We start from the raw sequence: 17,893 nt of genomic DNA on the forward strand, positions 1-17,893 counted from the left end.
CGTTCGTTTGATCTTTCCTTATTCCTCGATAAAGTACTATTAAAATCAATCGGAACAAAAAGATGATTAATTCCTTCAAGATGATCAAAAATAATTCGTTCAGAAACTTTGCATCTCTCGTTATGAAAATATTTTAAATCAACAGGATGAATCTGTAAGCGTTTTGTAACAGATAATAACGTATCGTTCTTTTGGATTTTATGTACATAAAATTCAGTAGTTGACATAGTGGTAGGTTAGTAAGTTGTAATAAATATACTACATATTTTATATCTACCTGATTATAAGTGTTTAAATTACAATTTTAAATTTAATTGGGAGGCATTCTTATTAATGAAGAGATGGGGTAGAGTAATTCTTGTTCTAAATAAAAAATGCAGTAGTTTTTCTACTGCATTTTTTGTTTATGATTAACCTTCGAAGCTTCTTACAGCATCTAATGTTTTATTGATTTCTGCATCTTTAATTGCATCAGAAATAAACCAAGTTTCGTATCCAGAAGGAGCGATGTAAACTTCGTTCGTTAACAAATGATGGAAAAATTTATTAAATTTTTCGTGGTTACATTTCGTTACATCTGTAAAGTTTTTGATTTCTGTTTGTTCCGTAAAGAACACTGACATCATCGATCCTAAACGATTGATATGATTTGGAATTCCTTTTTCTGCAAAGATTTTAGAAATCTCTGTATCCAAAGTTTCTGTTGCGTTATCAATACGATTGAATAATTCTCTATCATTATTAATAATATTCAAAGTTGTGATACCCGCACGCATGGCAATTGGATTCCCAGATAAAGTTCCAGCTTGATAAACAGGACCAAGAGGAGCAAGGTGATTCATGATTTCGCGACGAGCAGCAAAAGCTCCAACAGGGAAACCACCACCAATTACTTTACCAAATGTTACGATATCCGCATTGATGTTTAAACGCTCTTGCGAACCTCCCATCGCTTGACGGAAACCTGTCATTACTTCATCAAAAATTAACAAAGCACCGTTTGCATCACAAATTTGTCTCAAACCTTCTAAGAAACCTTTTTCTGGAACAATACATCCCATGTTTCCTGCGATTGGTTCAACAATAATAGCTGCAATTTCATCTTTATTTTGTTCGAATAAAGTTTTTACATCTTCCAAATTATTGTATTCAGCTAACAACGTATCTTTCGCTGTTCCTTGCGTTACACCGGGAGAATTTGGATTTCCAAAAGTTGCAGCACCAGAACCAGCTTTTATCAAAAATGAATCTGAATGTCCGTGGTAACAACCTTCAAATTTTACAATTTTATCACGATTTGTATAGCCTCTTGCTAAACGAATTGCTGACATACAAGCTTCTGTACCAGAGTTTACCATACGAACCATGTCGATATTTGGAACGACAGAAGTTATTAATTTCGCAATTTCAGTTTCCAATTCAGTTGGTGTACCAAAAGAAAAACCATTTTTCATTTGCTCAACAGTCGCATTCAAAACACGCGGATCTGTATGCCCAATAATCATTGGTCCCCAAGAATTGATGTAATCCACGTAAGCACGTCCATCTTCATCATAAATATAAGCACCTTCGGCTTTTTTGATAAAAATTGGCGTTCCTCCAACAGATTTAAATGCACGAACAGGAGAATTTACACCTCCCGGAATATATTCTTGCGCGTCTTTGAATAATGCGCTACTTCTTTGATACAACATAATTTTCTACAAATAGTTGCACAAATTTACTGAATCTTAAATGAATTAAGAAGTGATTTTAATTAGATTGTCAGTTTATGAGTAGATTTATTTTCTAAATAATCAATTAAGGTTTTAATTAATTGATTTTCTTTTAAAATGGCTTGATTTCCAATCAAAAATAATTGTTCTTTTGCACGCGTTAAAGCAACATTCAGCTTTCTATCTACATTTCCTTGATCGTTCATATTCACCAAGGCATTCAATTGCGAATGATAGGTCACAGCAAAACTATACAGAATAATATCGCGTTGACTTCCTTGATAACGTTCTACTGTATCAACAGTAATTTGATCATGATTTGGAATATTTGCTAATTCTAATTTCTGTTTAATTAGTGCAATTTGATTTCGAAAAGGCGCAATAATTCCAATTGTTTTCTTTGCATCAAATGTTTTTTGATTGATTTCGTATAAATGAAGAATTTCTTGCACAAATTTTACAATCAAATCAGATTCTTGCACATTCGTTGAAGGTAGATAAGGATTTTCGTCAACATTGATAAATGCAAAACGATGAGTTGTAATAAAGTTTTGTAAATTATTTGATTGATTATAATTTTCGAAATGTAAATCCGCACGTTGACGATTTAAACTTTGCTTAATTTCTTCATTTAAATTTGGAATATCAAATGCTACATTCAATTTTCCATCATAAAAATAGTTGTTCGGAAAATCTGCAATTTCGGCGTGCATCCTTCCTTGATATGTCAATTGATCAAAAGCATTTTCGTAATTATTTCGTTCACAAAATTCATATAAACGCTCGAAAATTGAGTTTTTACGATTATAAAGTCCAATATTTTCTAATAATTCGTTATTCGTTTTTGCTAATTCAGGATTTTGTAAAACGATTGCAGGTAACTGTTTGTGGTCACCAATCATGATAAAACGTTCTGCTTTTGGGAGAATTCCAACAATTTGTGGTTCTAAAATTTGAGAAGCTTCATCAATAATAATTGTATCAAATTTTTTTAATTTTAGAATATCATTCTTACTCGAAATCGAAGCTACGGTCGAAACAAAAATGCGCTGTTTACGAATAATATCTTGAATCGTTTTTCTCGAAAATTTTTCTCCTTTTTGTTCTAAATCAGCATCTTTTTGCTCAATAATTTTATTCAATAAATTTTGATGAAATTCAGGAGAAGTAGATAATTCATTCCCAATTCTGATGAATTTTTGTTCAATTTGATTAGAAATGGCCGAATTGATTGATTCACATAATTCATCAACTGCACGATTGGTATACGCCAAAAGCAAAATATTACAATCCTGTTTTTCATAGATTTCTTTCACCAATTCTTTGATGATGATTGATGTTTTTCCTGTTCCTGGAGGTCCATTCAACAAAAAGTAATCTTTTGCGGAAAGTGCTTTTTTCAGAATTCGATTTTGTTCATCCGAAAGATTTGAATTAAAATAATCATAATCCATTTGACTTTTTGGAATAGATTGTGTTAAAATCAAATCTTTTTTCGCTTTAGAAGAATGAATTAATCCATACAAATTTCGGTACATCGAAACAAAAGAAGAATCCATAAAATCTCGTTCTAAAGCCCATTTTCCTGATGAATCAAACGAATCAAAAAAGCGTGTATTAGGTTGTTGATAACGAAAACGCAACACAATAAATTCTCTCGAAATACTTTTGATTGAGCATTTAAAAACTTGATTCGTTAGAACAGAATTTTTGAAATTATTTCTTGGATAAAGAATGCAAATATCACCTTCTCTAATCGAAATAAAATCATTCGCAGGATTGGTTCTTTTTAATTTAATTTCACGTTTTGGATCAGAAATATGATTTTCTACAATTTCTAAATCATAAATTATCTCGAAATTATTGTTTTTTTCTTCGAAAGTATTCAGCCACAAACTCGCCAAACCATTGTTGGAAGTCGATTGTCCCAAACCAAGTTTCGCCATATATTGCTCTTTCGCAATGAAATTGGTAAATGAATAAAAATAGGCTTTTTCTAATGGCGAACTATTTTTTATCGGATAGATAAATTTATCTAATTGTTCTTCTAAAATTTCTTTGAAACGAGGATTAATTTTTCGTTTAATAAAATTCGCAGGTTTAATCGAATAAATAGTTGATTCAATATCGGTTAGTGTATGATTTGCTAAACGATTTTCATTGATAATAATTCGATTTCGTAAATCAAAAATGCGTTGAACTCGCGCTAAAGTTGGCACATCAAAACGTAAATTTCCTTGATATACTTTCGAATAGAAAATATATCCTTCGGTGTTTTTGGTAACATCTTTAAATTCTAAATCATACAAAACACCAATAATTTGGTAATATAAAAAGAGCTGCGTCGCATGATTTGGTTTGACACTTTTTCCATCATCAGGAAAAGGTGCACCACCAGATTTCAGCTCGATAATTTTATTTTTTCCTTCTGGATTAATATCTAATAAATCCAAACGACCTTGAATACCATATTGTTCGCACAAAAATGAAGGTTCTATTAAAGCACGATCTAACGAAATATCATATTGTGGAAAATCCTCGGTCAACACTTTCTGAATACGATCAAAATGACCTTTTGCTTCCGAATAATAATCTTTCAAATCTTGTGGATTCGTCAAATCGTTGCAAGCCGTATATTCTAAAGGATAATTTTTAAAATCATTCTTGAAAATCTCATTAAAATCCGTTTTTTCAATGTTTTCTGTTGAAAAGTGATCGACAACCGAATTAGCAAAATTTCCTAAACGAATGTGTTTGCTGTTTGGTGCTTCTTCAAATTTTTTCTGAATATAATGCAATTCGGAAGTTCCATAATCTTGAAAGCATTCAGCAATTGTCGAAATATCAACCAAATAATCTGGTTCGAGAATGATAAAACGCGGATGATAAATTCCTTCTTCATCAATCGTTGAATTGACTAAATTTAATTGCGCACCAACCCAAAAATCTTCAATAGAAGTAAAGTTTTCATTTACGCCATCTTCATCAATTTGAACTGTAATATTTTCTTCTGTTTCATTATCTTCATGATCACAAATCAAACAATCTCGCTTGATTTCAATCACTTGAACACGCAATTTTTTTACCCGATTTAGAGTAAGAATTTTGTTGGTATAAAATTCTTTTTCAGGAAAATAATAGATAATTTCTGCTGGAATCATTACTTCATAAATCGAAGAAATAAAATCTGCAACATATTTATAATGTGTAAAATATTCGTGTTCTGTCGGTTCGTATTTCTCGCTCAGAATTCGTTGAGCCGTTTTACGAAATGAATGAATTTTAGTTGAAACTTGATATTGATTACAAATAAAAGATAGTTTCGAGAAAAAGTTAGAAAACTGTAAAGCTTCGTTTTTTGTCAATTCAAATGCAATATTTTCAACCAAACGTTTTAAATCTAAATATTTAGAATTGATTGGTTTATTGGAAAGTTGAATATTTAAAACTTCATTTAATAGTTGGTTTCCTATTTCTTCTCGATTCACGGCGATTAATTTGGTGTAAAATTAAGACTAAAAATTGTATTAAAAAGACGTTTAATCCCACGTTTTCCAATCATTACTTGTAAACAACCATTCTGGAGTTTTAATTTTACCTTGTTGCACTTTATACCAAGGATTTATTTTTTTATCCATCGGATTATTAAGAATCTGAATTTCTTGCGCAGGCATATAACTTTGAGCAAGTAAAACAATTTTTTCACCTTTTTCATTTTTTGCAAAATCGACTACCATAACGGCGTGTCCATAAGGATTTCCTTGTTGTAAAAGAATATCTCCAATTTTTACTTGATTATATTTTACCGATTCTAATTGATTTTTTAGAGAAGTTGTATTCGCATAACTGAAAATATATTCCAAATACCTCCAATAATTTTCTGGCGAATAATCTCCACTTGCAAAATCTGTAAATTTGCGTGGTTTTCCGTCTGATAAAAAGTTGAAAGAGATTTCATCATAACGCTTTTGTAGGTAGAGATAATCGGCTCTCAAACGCATTGTAGCATCTGCACATTGATGTAAATCTTTGTTTCCAATCGGTAAATCAATCACTGCATTGTACACATTATTTACAGGTTTTTCTTTTCCATTATAATATTTCACAAGTGTTCCAAAGTTTTTCAATTGCAAATGTTGTAGAAAATAGCCGAATTCATTTTGATTATAATTTTCTCTTTGAAAACCTTTAGGAACCGAATATCGATCAATTATTTTATTTTCTTTTTCGCTGATAAAACTTTCTTTCGTATTAATTTTTAGAATTGAATCTTGATGATTTTTAGAATTCGTAGGATTTTCATCTTTGCAACTGAAAATGAAAAATGGCAATATGAAGCAGATATATTTTTTCAAATTATTTAATTCTCAAAGGTGAAACAATGATAACAAATCCATCAGGATCTAAGAATGAAATTCCGTTATCATTCCAATATGGATTTTTAGATTTTATTGGTTTGATATGATGAAATTCTAAACGCTCAATAATTTCGTCATATTCTTGCTGCGTTGTTGGATAGAATACCAAACAATTGTCTTCATCAAAGCGATGATCGACATTTTCGTGAGTTGTTGTAAATTCTAAATGCCAGTTTAAATTTGGTTTTCCAATAAAAATACCATCATATCCATTGTGATTTTGAAACTCTCCAAGTATTTTAAAATTCAAAGCTTTAATATAAAAATCTTTTATTTCGTTGATTTGGTTGGTATGTCGAGCGACTCTAAATTGCATAAAATTCACTATTATTATTGATTGAAAATTAGTATATTTTATTGAATTTTATGGAAATAATTTTAGTACGATGAATAAAATACTTTTATTAATTCTGTTTATCATTTTTAGTACATTTAATGTGTTTGCTCAAAAACAAAAAGATTATAAGAGGGTAGAAGTTATTGTTTCAAAAGATCTTGAAAATAAATTAGAGCCAATTAAATCAAATTTTAATCGAATTAATTCAATTAAAAATTGGTCAAAAATAAAAGAAATTGAAACTGATGATTCTACCGAAGGTGGTTTTATTAATTATTATTTTTTGAACGATAAATTAGAAAAAATTGTGGTACGAAAATTTGGAGAATCTGGTCAATATTTGGCTGAATATTATTTATTGAATCATAAATTGTCTTTCGTTTTTGAACAAGATACAACTTATAATTTTTCTTTGTATTGGAAAGAATTTGATGATAAAAAATCGAAAATTGAAGATTCTCGTTATTATTTTGAAGATAGAAAATTGATTCATTTTATAGGAAAATCTAAAAATTATAAGACTGAAAGTGAAAATACTTTAGTTGAATTTGATGAATTAATTAAGATGAAAAAATGAATTAAATGTATTTCAGTTGTAATATTAAAAATAAAAAATCCGTCAATTGACGGATTTTTTATTTTTAATACACTTCTTCTTTTTTGAAGAAAACTGTGTCATTTCCTTTTCTAAATTTCAGTTCCGAATATCGAATCGTATAATCATCGGACATTCCATAAGTTTCTAAAATAAAATTATCCTTAAAACGATAATTTCTATTGGTTTTATGTTTTGCATTCGAGCCTAATTCTTCTTTCAGACTCAGTGTTTCTGGAGAAATTTTGAATCGAGGATCAGTTTCTATTCGATTAATAATTGTATTGACATCGGCAGAATCCATTATCAAAACCGTTTCTTGTTTCATGTTTTTAATTCCAGAAATATCTGTCGATACAATTTTTAAATTTCCTTTAAACCCAATTCCAGATTGGTGTAAATCGGTTTTCAAATCATCATTAGAATACATTTGACTTCTATAACCATATTTCACCATCGGAATCATCACAATAAAAAATATCGCAAGCGAAACAATCATTGCAGCTTTGTTGTAGCCTGCCATTCGTAATCCATAATAGATAAATGGAATCAAAATCAATAATAGAATTCCGAATATAATGATAGCAATTAATCCTGATTCCATTAGCCGTTAATCATATTTAAAAATTCGTCCTCGGTCAACACGACAACTGTTCCTATTTCTTCTGCTTTTTTTAGTTTACTTCCAGCTTTATCGCCAGCAACCAAGAAATTTAAGTTTTTAGAAACTGCAGAAATATTTTTACCGCCATGATCTTCCACCATTTTTTGGGCATCAGTTCGATTGAATTTTGTCAAAGTTCCTGTAAACAAAAACGTTTTGCCTTCCAAAGAATCTGACAAAGGTTTTGCTTCTTCACCAATCTCGAAATTCAATCCATAATCGCGTAAACGTTGAATCAAAATCTGATGTTGCTCTTCTTTGAAATAGTCTTTAATCGAAATTGCAATTTTTTCTCCAACATCCGTTACAGAAACCAATTCTTCCATTGTAGCATTCATCAAACGATCAATCGTTTGAAAATGTTTGACCAATTTTTTTGCAACTGTTTCACCTACATGACGAATTCCAATCGCATACAACACCTTTTCGAAAGGTTGCTCTTTAGATTTTTCGACAGAATTAATAATATTTTGAGCAGATTTTTCAGCCATTCTTTCCAGAGGCAAAATATCTTCTTTTTGTAAAGTATAAAAATCAGCAATATTATTTAACAAATTTGCTTTGTGTAACAAAACCGCTGTTTCGCCACCAATACTCTCAATATCCATTGCTTTTCGAGAAACAAAATGCTCTAATTTTCCAATAATTTGAGGTTCGCAACCGTTCTCATTTGGACAATAATGTTGTGCTTCGCCTTCGTTACGAATTAATTCTGTTCCGCAAGAAGGACAATTTTTAATGAATTCGATTTCTTCGGTTCCAGGTTGACGAACATCTGTATTTACACCGATAATTTTCGGAATAATTTCACCACCTTTTTCCACATAAACCATATCACCAATACGGATATCCAGCTTTTTGATGATGTCTTCGTTGTGGACAGAAGCACGTTTTACAATTGTACCAGCCAAAGAAACAGGTGCAAGATTCGCAACAGGCGTGATCGCTCCAGTTCGACCAACTTGATAATCGATGCTCAATAATTCGGTTTCGGCAGCTTCTGCTTTGAATTTATACGCCATTGCCCAACGCGGAGATTTTGCTGTATAACCTAATTCATCTTGTTGCGAAAAAGAATTTACTTTAATAACAATTCCGTCCGTTTCGTAAGGTAAATTTTTGCGTTCGATATCCCAATGGTCTACAAAAGATAAAACTTCTTCCAAAGAAGTACAAAGTTTTGATGTATGCGGAATCTTAAAACCTAATTCATCAGCGGCTTGTAGCATTTCCCATTGTGTAGAATAAGGTAAATTATTTCCAATAAAATAATACGGAAAACATTGTAAACCACGTTTTGCAACTTCGGTATTATCTTGTAATTTCAACGATCCAGAAGCGGTATTTCGAGGATTTGCATACAATTCTAAACCATTATTAGCGCGTTCTTCATTAATTGAAGCAAATTTATTGAGCGGAATTGTAATTTCGCCACGCATATAAAAACGTTCAGGATAATTTCCTTTCAATTTTAATGGAACAGATTGTATTGTACGAATATTATTGGTGATTTCATCACCTTGTGTTCCGTCTCCACGTGTTACAGCCTGTGTCAATTCTCCATTTTCGTACAAAATAGAAATCGAAGCGCCATCATATTTCAATTCGCAAACAAATTCTACTTTTTCACCTAACGTTTTCTCAATTCGTTTTTCCCAATCTTGCAAATCTTCAACTGAATATGAATTGTCTAACGAATACATTCTGAATTCGTGCGTAATCGTTGGGAAATTTTTCGTGATCATTCCACCAACACGTTGAGTAGGGGAGTTGACATCAAAAAAGATTGGATTTTCGTCTTCTAATCGTTTCAATTCTTTCAGTTTCAAATCAAATTCGAAATCAGAAATTGTCGGATTATCTAAAACGTAATAATTATAATTATGCTGAGTAAGCTCTTCTCGAAGCGCTAAAATTTTGTCTTGTATTTCCATTTTAAAAATGTTACTGAACAAAGATAAACACTTGAATTAATACGAACAATTTTTAAAATAATTTGGATTGATTTATATTTAGGAATATTTATTGCAACAATTATAAAAAATAATCAACTATGAATAATTTATTAGAAGTTTTAGATACAAAATCAAAAGGTTTTGAAAATACAGTTTCGATTGTTACAACTGGAGCAGCAGCGGGAATTGCAATTTCGAAGGCAATTAATAAGAATGAAAAAATTGGCGCTGTTGTGGGAGTAGGAGTAGGTTTGCTTGTTTATGCAATGTTTAGCCCTCAAAACAAATTGAAAAAAGTGAATAAAAAATTAGAAAAACAAATAGAAAAATTTGAAGCTAAATTGGAAAAATAATCTGTTTTTATATGTAAGTATCTTAACTTATTTGGTAAGTTTAATTTTACCTGTACATTTCATTTTTGTTAATTCCGATGAGTATTTAGGTTACGTATATGCTTATGTAGGTTGGATGACTTTTCCTTATTTGGACTTTTTTTGTTGGTTAGGAAATATTACGTTATTATTTTCATGGATATTTTACCGTAAAAATGTGAGTTTTTATGTTGCAATTCTAACTCTAATTTTAATGTCTTTTTATGGTATTAATCATTTGACAAGATTAGATATTTTGCAAGTACATGAGTATGATTTACCACTTTTCGGTTATTGGATTTGGTTATTTTCGTCCATTTTTGTCCTAATTTATCATTACAAAAAATATAAATTAAAAAGTCAAACTTTGTAAAGTTTGACTTTTTTCATTTTACGATATTCATAATTTGTTCTCGAAGATGATTAGATAGAATTTATTTTTATGATATTTTAAATATTTTTATCTTAATAATTATATTTATTTTTGAGTTAATTAATAATTTAAACACTTCAAAAACCTCTATTTAATGCTTATTTGGACTGATTTTCTTCTTTTTTATGAATATAATAATTTATTCCCAAAGATGATTTAAGTATAAATAAAATTTTCTTGTATAATTTATTGATTCTATATCAACTTATGTCTATAAAATTAATCGAGTTTAGTTTTGTTTAGAAAATTAGAATTTTTACATTTGTCATCACAATTACTCTACAAAAGCTATAGAGATTATATATGTAAAATGAACGAACTAAAAAATATATTAGAGAAAGCTGCAAAGCAATCAAACTTAGAAGAAAAATTATTGTTTTTAAATAATTATATAAACAATAAAATTGTTTTTTCTACAAGTTTTGGTTTTGAAGATCAAGTTATTTCTCATGCTATTTTAAGTCAAAAGTTAGATAAAATAGAAACTTTTACTTTAGATACAGGGCGAGTTTTTCAAGAGACGTATAATACGTGGAATAAAACTGAATTAAAGTATTTATCTAGAATAAAACCATTTTACCCACCAACAGAAGAGTTAGAAAAGTTTGTTGAAAAAAATGGGATTAATCCTTTCTACGATTCGATTGAACTAAGAAAACAATGTTGCTATATCAGAAAAGTAATTCCTCTGAATCGAGCTTTAAAAGAAGCTTCTGTTTGGATTACAGGTTTGAGAGCAGAACAATCGAATAATCGACATGACATGCATGAAATAGAGTTTGATGAAGAAAGACAATTATTCAAATTTAATCCTCTGATTGATTTTACAACAAAAGATTGTTTTGATTATTTAAAAAAGAACAGAGTTCCTTACAATCCATTACATGACAAAGGTTTTATAAGCATAGGTTGCGCTCCATGTACACGTGCTATAAATGAAGGTGAAGACTTTCGAGCTGGACGTTGGTGGTGGGAAGATCAAAGTAAAAAAGAATGTGGACTACACTCTAAATAGGTTCATGTGTTTATTTAATTTCAAGAGCTCAACTTACAGTTTAAGTTGAGTTTTTTGTTTAATTTTACTTGACAAGTTTCATTATGGAAATCGAGCAAATATTAAAACAAATTTCACCACTTTCATTACCATCTATTCAACAAATTGTAAATAGAATAGAATTGATTCATTTACCTAAAAATACTACCCTTTTAGATGCAGAGAAAATTGAGAAAAAAGTATATTTTATAAAAAAAGGAATTGTTCGAGCGTATACATTAGATGATGGAAAAGAGATAACATTTTGGTTTGGAAAAGAAGGAAATTCTATTTTATCAATGAAAAGTTATGTAGAGAATAAGCCTAGTTATGAAACGATAGAATTATTAGAAGATTGTGAATTGTATGAGATCAATATATCTGATTTACAACTATTTTACGCTACTAATTTAGAGATTTCAAATTGGGGTAGAAAACTAGCTGAAATTGAATTAATAAAAACTGAAGAACGTTTTATTTCAAGACAATTGAGTACAGCTATTGATCGATATAAAAAATTATTAGTAGAAGATCCTAGTTTAATAAATCGAGTTCAACTTGGTTATGTAGCATCTTTTTTAGGAATTTCTCAAGTTACATTAAGTAGAATTCGAGCAGAGATATAACCGAATTATTTTTTTACATATGTTAAAAAATAATATTTTTTTCTAATTCATCTTTGCAAAAAATATAAGTAAATATGAATTGGATTTTATTAGTTTTAGGAGGTTTATTCGAGGTTGGATTTACATCTTCTCTAGGAAAAGCAAAAGAAACAACAGGAACAGAAATGTATGTATGGTATAGCTGTTTTGCTGTTTGCCTTGTTGTAAGTATGGTTTTATTAATTAAAGCAACTCAAACTTTACCTTTAGGAACTGCATATGCTGTCTGGACTGGAATAGGGGCAGTAGGAACTGTTTTAATTGGAATTTTCGTATTCAAAGAACCTGCAAATTTTTGGAGAATTTTTTTCATTTTTACATTAATTAGTTCAATTGTAGGATTAAAATTTGTGTCAAACTAATTATTATAAATAGTACATTTTATGACAAAATGTCTTATTAATTGAAGTGTTTATCAATAATGTAAAGTGGTATTATTTTTGAAATAATAATATCAAAATATATTTATGAATAATAATAGAGATTATACTTTCGAAGAAATACCTGATAGCTCTCATAATGAGCAAGACTTTTATGCAAAATTTAGAGAAAGGTTAGATGATGTACAAAAGTTTCCAGCAGATTATTTATTCAAATTTATTTATCCTTCAAATGAGGAAACGATGAAAAGAATTAAAGATGTTTTTGCTGGTACAAATGCCGAATATGAATACAAAGCTTCTGCAAATAGAAAATATACATCAATTTCAATAAAATTATATATAATAGACGCTGATACAGTTATCAATTATTATAAAGAAGTTGCAAAAATAGAAGGAGTTATTATGCTATAAAAAAGCTGTCTTAAATAAGACAGCTTTTTTATTTTATCTCATTGTTTTTTCTATTCTTTTATCAGGAATTAGCCAAATTAAAGCAATTATACCATATACAATCACTCCAATTTCTGGCTTATAAAATGAAATAATAATACCAAAAATATATCCAATACTTGAGCCTATTTCTTTTATATTCTGACTGACAGACTTTCCTATAATAGATTCCCTTCCTTCTTGTTTTACAGCAACTTTCTCTATAATCATAAAAGCAATACTACTCATTAAAAGAACAAATCCATAAAAAGCAACAGGAAAAGTTGAGTGAAAATTTTCTCCCATCCAACCAGTTGAAACAGGCAATAAGGACAACCAAAAAAGTAAATATAAATTACTCCATAATATTCCTCCATTAACTTTCTCAATTGCTTGAAAAAGATGATGATGATTATTCCAATAAATTCCGACATAAATAAAACTAAATAAATAGTTTAAAAATTTTGGGAGATACGGTTTTAAACTCATTAAATCATCTCCTATAGGGACTTTTAAATCTAAGACCATAATAGTAATAATGATAGCCAAAACGCCATCACTAAAGGCTTCTAATCGGTTAGTTGTCATTATATTTAATTATAAATTTGAATGTAAAAATAATTATTTTTCGAAAATATTACATATTATTAATCCATTAACTACATGACATTTTTGATAGTATTCAATTGTTGTTTATTTGAAAATATCAAGTATATTTAATTATTATATAATTTGTCATTATAATAAAATGGTTATGAATATCTTTATTGCAGTTTTAAGAGGGATAAATGTAAGTGGGAAGAAAATTATCAAAATGGATATTTTGACTAAACTTTTAGAAGAGCTTAATCTAGAAAATGTAACAACTTACGTACAAAGCGGAAATGCAGTATTTTCCTCAAATTTAACAAATGTCAAAGAAATAGCAGATCTTATTCATGACAAAATACTTGAATCACTAAACTTTGAAGTTCCAGTCTTAATTCTTTCAATTAAAAAACTTAAAAATATTATAGAAAATAATCCTTTTTTGATGGATTTGAATATTGATAAGGAATTTTTACATTATACTTTTTTAGCAAATAAACCTTCAGAAATTAATACAGATAAAATTGAAAAAGTAAAGAATGAAGATGAACAATATTTTATTGTCGAAGATGTGGTTTATTTGTATTGTCCTTCTGGATATGGAAAAACGAAATTAACTAATATTTTTTTTGAGAATTTACTAAATGTAAGTGCTACAACTCGTAATCAAAATACAACAACTGCTTTATTACAATTAGCTTTGATGAGAGAAAATTAAAAAGAGAATTAAATTACAGATATAAAAAAAACCGTTATTAATCAATTAATAACGGTTTTTTCTTATTTTCTAAATGAAGTTATTCAGCGATTAATTTATCTAATAAATCATTAATTTCTTTATCGTTCCAATCTCTTGTTTTTGTTTCTTTCAACACAACTTCACCTTTTTTATTTAAAATATACGTTGTTGGAAAAACCTTTGGTAACATATTATTCGAAATAGGACTATTTGGCTCATAAACTGGCATTGTATAATTATTTTTTTGTAAAAAAGGATTAAAAACAGTCGGTTTATCTTGAATTGCAATCAATACAAATTTTACTTTTTGTCCTTTTGCTTCATACAATTTCTGAATGGTTGGCATTTCAGCAACACAAGGAGGACACCAGCTTCCCCAAAAATTTAGAAAAACAACTTCACCACTTTTCTTGAAATCAATCAAGTTTGTATTTGCAGCACCGTTATGACCAATTAAATCAATATCATAATCACTTTCTGTTAATTCTATCTCAGAACCAGCAACGTGGCTATTATCTTCCATTTTACTTTTAAAAAATGTACCGATTGGCGTAAACATAATAGCGACTAAAGCGACAACTACAACGATGGCAAAAATAATTTGTTTATTTCCTTTCATTTTTCTTTTCAATAAAATCTTACACAAAGATGCGAACAAATAACAAGTTGAACAAATTGAAAAAAATGATTAATTACCGATATTTTCGTCAATCAAATCTAAAATTTCATTTACAATATCTTCACCTTTATTGTTGTTATAATATTTTTGTAAATCTTCGTGAAAATCATCTGCTGAATATGTATCAGGATTACTTTTGAAACGCGCCAACATTTCCATTCCAGCTTGTGGACGAGGACCAAAACGGAAAGCTTCTTCATTTTCTTCATTCACTCCAATAATAATCGGAATAGAAGCTGCACCATTTGTTTTGTATTTTTCCATCAACTCCATGTTTTCATCACGTAAAACATAATGCGTCGAAACTTGAAGTGCATTTGCCAATTTCTCCACAACAGGCAAAATTTGAGATGCATCTCCACACCAACCTTCTGTAATTACTAATAATTTTAAATTATTTGCAGTTGATTTAACGCGTGTTTCTTGCGCAGGATTTAATTTGAATGTTTTAAAAATTCTGTTCATGCGTTGCAATCCCAAAGCATAATATTGTACATATTCTTTCGGATCATCATTTTCTATTTCGTTTTCCAAATCATCTTCAACGCGTGTAATATAATCTTCGTATGATAAACCTTTGTTGATGTATTCTGTTAAATTCATTTGATTCTAATTTGTTACAAATATAAAGCAATTTTACGAGCTTATTTTGTAACAACGATGACATTGTTTGTCGTTAAAATTTGGTAAATTGCGACTTTCGAAAGTAGAAAAATGTATCAAAATCCATTAAAAAAAACAATAGAATATTTAAAAGGTGCTGGACCTGAGCGTGCTAAAACATTGCAAAGTGAATTCAGAATTTTTAGATACGAAGATTTGATACAACATTTTCCTTTTCGTTATGTTGATAAATCGAAATTCTATAAAATCTCTGAAATTTCATCAACAGCAGCCGAAATTCAATTGAAAGGTAAAATTGTTAGTTTAGAAGAAATTAACCAAGGAAAAGTAAAACGTTTGGTGGGGAAATTTCAAGATGGAACTGGAACTTTAGAATTGGTTTGGTTCAAAGTTTCTTCTTGGCAAAAGGAGAAATTGAGAAATGATCTTTTCAAAGAAGTTGTGATTTACGGAAAACCAAATGTATTCAATAATAATTTCAGTATCACACATCCTGAAATTGAATTAGTTGAAGATGCGAAAAATATTCCGCTTGGATTATTTCCCGTTTATCCGAGTACTGAAAAGTTAACGAAAAAAGGAATTACGAATCGTGTTCTTCAAAAAATGATGATGAATCTTTTTGCTGAAAATATCGATATTCCTGAGAATTTACCTTTAAATGTTCTCGATCATTATAAATTAGTTGGAAGAAATGATGCGTTAAAAGCAATTCATTTTCCAAAAGATGTAACAGAATTAAATGCAGCGATTCGTCGACTGAAATTTGAAGAGTTTTTCTTCCTAAATCTTGCAAATCTCTCTCAAAAAGCAGTCAATAAACAAAAGAATAGAAGCAATCCCTTTCCAGAAATTGGTCATTATTTCAATACATTTTACAATGAATATTTACCTTTTGAATTGACAAATGCGCAGAAAAGAGTGATTAAAGAAATTCGTTTTGATCTTCGCCAACCTGCACAAATGAATCGTTTGTTACAAGGAGATGTTGGTTCTGGAAAAACGATGGTTGCATTATTAACGATGTTGATTGCAGTTGACAATGGTTTTCAGGCAGCTTTAATTGCACCAACAGAAATTCTTGCACAACAACATTATGAGAGCATTACAGAATTGCTGAATGGTTTGGATATTTCGGTTGAATTATTAACGGGTTCAGTGACAAAGAAAAAACGTCAACCAATTTTAGAAAATCTTGAAAATGGAAACCTTAAAATCATTATCGGGACGCATGCATTGTTAGAAGATAATGTGATTTTTCAGAATTTGGGATTAGCTATTATTGATGAACAACATCGTTTTGGAGTTGCGCAACGTGCTAAATTTTGGAGAAAAGCTAAACTTCCGCCACATATTTTAGTAATGACAGCTACACCAATTCCGCGTACACTTTCGATGACAATGTATGGTGATTTGGATGTTTCAGTGATCGATGAATTACCAAAAGGACGAAAACCAATTAAAACGCTTCATAAAACGGATGCGCATCGTTTGAGTGTCTTCAAATTTATGAAAGATGAAATTGCGAAAGGTCGTCAAATTTATGTGGTTTATCCATTGATTGAAGAATCTGCAAAATTAGAATTGAAAGATTTGATGGATGGTTACGAGAGTATTTCTCGTGCTTTTCCGTTGCCAGAATATGGAATAAGTATTGTGCATGGTCGTCAAAATCCTGCGGATAAAGAATTCGAAATGAATCGTTTCAAAAATAACGAAACTCAAATTTTGGTGGCTACAACTGTAATAGAAGTTGGTGTTAATGTGCCAAATGCTTCGGTAATGATTATTGAAAATTCTGAACGTTTTGGACTTTCTCAATTGCATCAGCTTCGTGGTCGAGTAGGTCGTGGAGCGGAGCAATCGTATTGTATTTTGATGACTGGAGCAAAGCTGAATGAAGTTTCGAAACGCCGTATACAAACGATGTGTCAAACAAATGATGGTTTTCAGGTAGCAGAAGTTGATTTGGAATTGCGTGGTCCTGGAGATATGATGGGAACGCAACAAAGTGGTGTTTTAAATCTTAAAATTGCTGATTTAGCGAAAGACAAAGAGGTTTTGTATGCAGCAAGAAAATGTGTAGAAGCTATTCTTTCACAAGATCCGACACTTTCTTCTCCGATTTATGACGCAACAAAAAAATATTTCATTGAAAATCATAAAGATAAAGTTGGTTGGAGTCAAATTTCTTAAAATTTAACATAAAGGAAATGATTTGTATAATTTTTTGGTATAATTTATGTTTGTTTAAAAACAAATACA

At 29.7% G+C, this 17,893-nt stretch carries 19 protein-coding genes; 9 read left to right on the forward strand and 10 right to left on the reverse strand.

From position 1 onward, the window contains the following. The 5 genes from E4J94_RS10525 to E4J94_RS10545 form a co-directional block, all read right to left on the reverse strand. On the reverse strand, positions 1-227 hold a 227-nt coding region (locus E4J94_RS10525; protein WP_135835768.1), incomplete at its 3' end, for a hypothetical protein. Between the two features lie 183 nt (positions 228-410). After that, on the reverse strand, positions 411-1,694 hold the full coding sequence (hemL, locus tag E4J94_RS10530) for a glutamate-1-semialdehyde 2,1-aminomutase (protein WP_135835769.1): 1,284 nt from the start codon (positions 1,692-1,694) through the stop codon (positions 411-413). Positions 1,695-1,756: 62 nt separating this feature from the next. Further along, on the reverse strand, positions 1,757-5,203 hold the full coding sequence (locus E4J94_RS10535; protein ID WP_135835770.1) for an ATP-dependent helicase: 3,447 nt from the start codon (positions 5,201-5,203) through the stop codon (positions 1,757-1,759). A 51-nt stretch (positions 5,204-5,254) separates the two neighbouring features. Further along, positions 5,255-6,070, reverse strand: coding sequence for a DUF4846 domain-containing protein (locus tag E4J94_RS10540; protein WP_135835771.1), 816 nt, complete (start codon positions 6,068-6,070; stop codon positions 5,255-5,257). Between the two features lies 1 nt (position 6,071). Continuing rightward, complete coding sequence (locus E4J94_RS10545; RefSeq protein WP_135835772.1) at positions 6,072-6,449, reverse strand: VOC family protein; 378 nt, start codon at positions 6,447-6,449, stop codon at positions 6,072-6,074. Between the two features lie 70 nt (positions 6,450-6,519). Between E4J94_RS10545 and E4J94_RS10550 the strand changes: the two genes are divergently transcribed. Next, positions 6,520-7,047: a hypothetical protein gene (locus E4J94_RS10550; protein WP_135835773.1), complete on the forward strand. Its 528-nt coding sequence runs from the start codon at positions 6,520-6,522 to the stop codon at positions 7,045-7,047. Between the two features lie 64 nt (positions 7,048-7,111). Here E4J94_RS10550 and E4J94_RS10555 read toward each other — a convergent pair whose 3' ends face one another. Together E4J94_RS10555 and ligA are read right to left on the reverse strand one after the other, a co-directional pair. Continuing rightward, on the reverse strand, positions 7,112-7,669 hold the full coding sequence (locus tag E4J94_RS10555; protein ID WP_135835774.1) for a hypothetical protein: 558 nt from the start codon (positions 7,667-7,669) through the stop codon (positions 7,112-7,114). Continuing rightward, a complete protein-coding gene (gene ligA / locus E4J94_RS10560) occupies positions 7,669-9,663 on the reverse strand; it encodes an NAD-dependent DNA ligase LigA (protein WP_135835775.1) in 1,995 nt (664 codons plus the stop codon). The genes E4J94_RS10555 and ligA overlap by 1 nt, the downstream gene beginning before the upstream one ends. Before the next feature lie 119 nt (positions 9,664-9,782). On the opposite strand from ligA, the gene E4J94_RS10565 reads away from it, so the two are divergent. The 6 genes from E4J94_RS10565 to E4J94_RS10590 all read left to right on the forward strand — a co-directional run bounded on the left by E4J94_RS10565 (position 9,783) and on the right by E4J94_RS10590 (position 12,980). After that, positions 9,783-10,037 carry a hypothetical protein gene (locus tag E4J94_RS10565; protein ID WP_135835776.1) on the forward strand — a complete coding sequence of 85 codons (255 nt, stop codon included), beginning with the start codon at positions 9,783-9,785 and terminating at the stop codon, positions 10,035-10,037. Next, positions 10,015-10,428 (forward strand): hypothetical protein, encoded by a 414-nt coding sequence (locus E4J94_RS10570; protein ID WP_135835777.1) that lies wholly within the window; start codon positions 10,015-10,017, stop codon positions 10,426-10,428. The genes E4J94_RS10565 and E4J94_RS10570 overlap by 23 nt, the downstream gene beginning before the upstream one ends. 370 nt (positions 10,429-10,798) lie before the next feature. Then, positions 10,799-11,503, forward strand: a complete 705-nt coding sequence (locus E4J94_RS10575; protein WP_135835778.1) for a phosphoadenylyl-sulfate reductase — start codon at positions 10,799-10,801, stop codon at positions 11,501-11,503. A gap of 83 nt (positions 11,504-11,586) precedes the next feature. Beyond that, complete coding sequence (locus E4J94_RS10580; protein WP_135835779.1) at positions 11,587-12,147, forward strand: Crp/Fnr family transcriptional regulator; 561 nt, start codon at positions 11,587-11,589, stop codon at positions 12,145-12,147. Between the two features lie 74 nt (positions 12,148-12,221). Then, positions 12,222-12,548, forward strand: a complete 327-nt coding sequence (locus E4J94_RS10585; RefSeq protein ID WP_135835780.1) for a DMT family transporter — start codon at positions 12,222-12,224, stop codon at positions 12,546-12,548. Between the two features lie 105 nt (positions 12,549-12,653). Next, complete coding sequence (locus E4J94_RS10590) at positions 12,654-12,980, forward strand: DUF493 family protein (RefSeq protein ID WP_135835781.1); 327 nt, start codon at positions 12,654-12,656, stop codon at positions 12,978-12,980. A 33-nt stretch (positions 12,981-13,013) separates the two neighbouring features. Here the strand turns inward: E4J94_RS10590 and E4J94_RS10595 are convergent, their stop codons facing one another. Then, the gene (locus tag E4J94_RS10595) at positions 13,014-13,586 is read right to left on the reverse strand and encodes a TMEM175 family protein (RefSeq protein ID WP_135835782.1); all 573 of its coding nucleotides are present in this window, start codon (positions 13,584-13,586) and stop codon (positions 13,014-13,016) included. A gap of 166 nt (positions 13,587-13,752) precedes the next feature. Here E4J94_RS10595 and E4J94_RS10600 point away from each other — a divergent pair, with 166 nt between their 5' ends. Then, a complete protein-coding gene (locus tag E4J94_RS10600; protein ID WP_168801859.1) occupies positions 13,753-14,304 on the forward strand; it encodes a DUF1697 domain-containing protein in 552 nt (183 codons plus the stop codon). A 79-nt stretch (positions 14,305-14,383) separates the two neighbouring features. Here E4J94_RS10600 and E4J94_RS10605 read toward each other — a convergent pair whose 3' ends face one another. Then, complete coding sequence (locus E4J94_RS10605; protein ID WP_135835784.1) at positions 14,384-14,944, reverse strand: TlpA family protein disulfide reductase; 561 nt, start codon at positions 14,942-14,944, stop codon at positions 14,384-14,386. Between the two features lie 69 nt (positions 14,945-15,013). Beyond that, a complete protein-coding gene (locus E4J94_RS10610; RefSeq protein WP_135835785.1) occupies positions 15,014-15,607 on the reverse strand; it encodes a thioredoxin family protein in 594 nt (197 codons plus the stop codon). A gap of 111 nt (positions 15,608-15,718) precedes the next feature. Between E4J94_RS10610 and recG the strand changes: the two genes are divergently transcribed. Then, complete coding sequence (recG, locus tag E4J94_RS10615) at positions 15,719-17,824, forward strand: ATP-dependent DNA helicase RecG (protein WP_135835786.1); 2,106 nt, start codon at positions 15,719-15,721, stop codon at positions 17,822-17,824. Positions 17,825-17,893 lie beyond the last annotated feature (69 nt).

The organism is Empedobacter tilapiae (assembly GCF_004785645.1).
GTDB lineage: Bacteria > Bacteroidota > Bacteroidia > Flavobacteriales > Weeksellaceae > Empedobacter > Empedobacter tilapiae.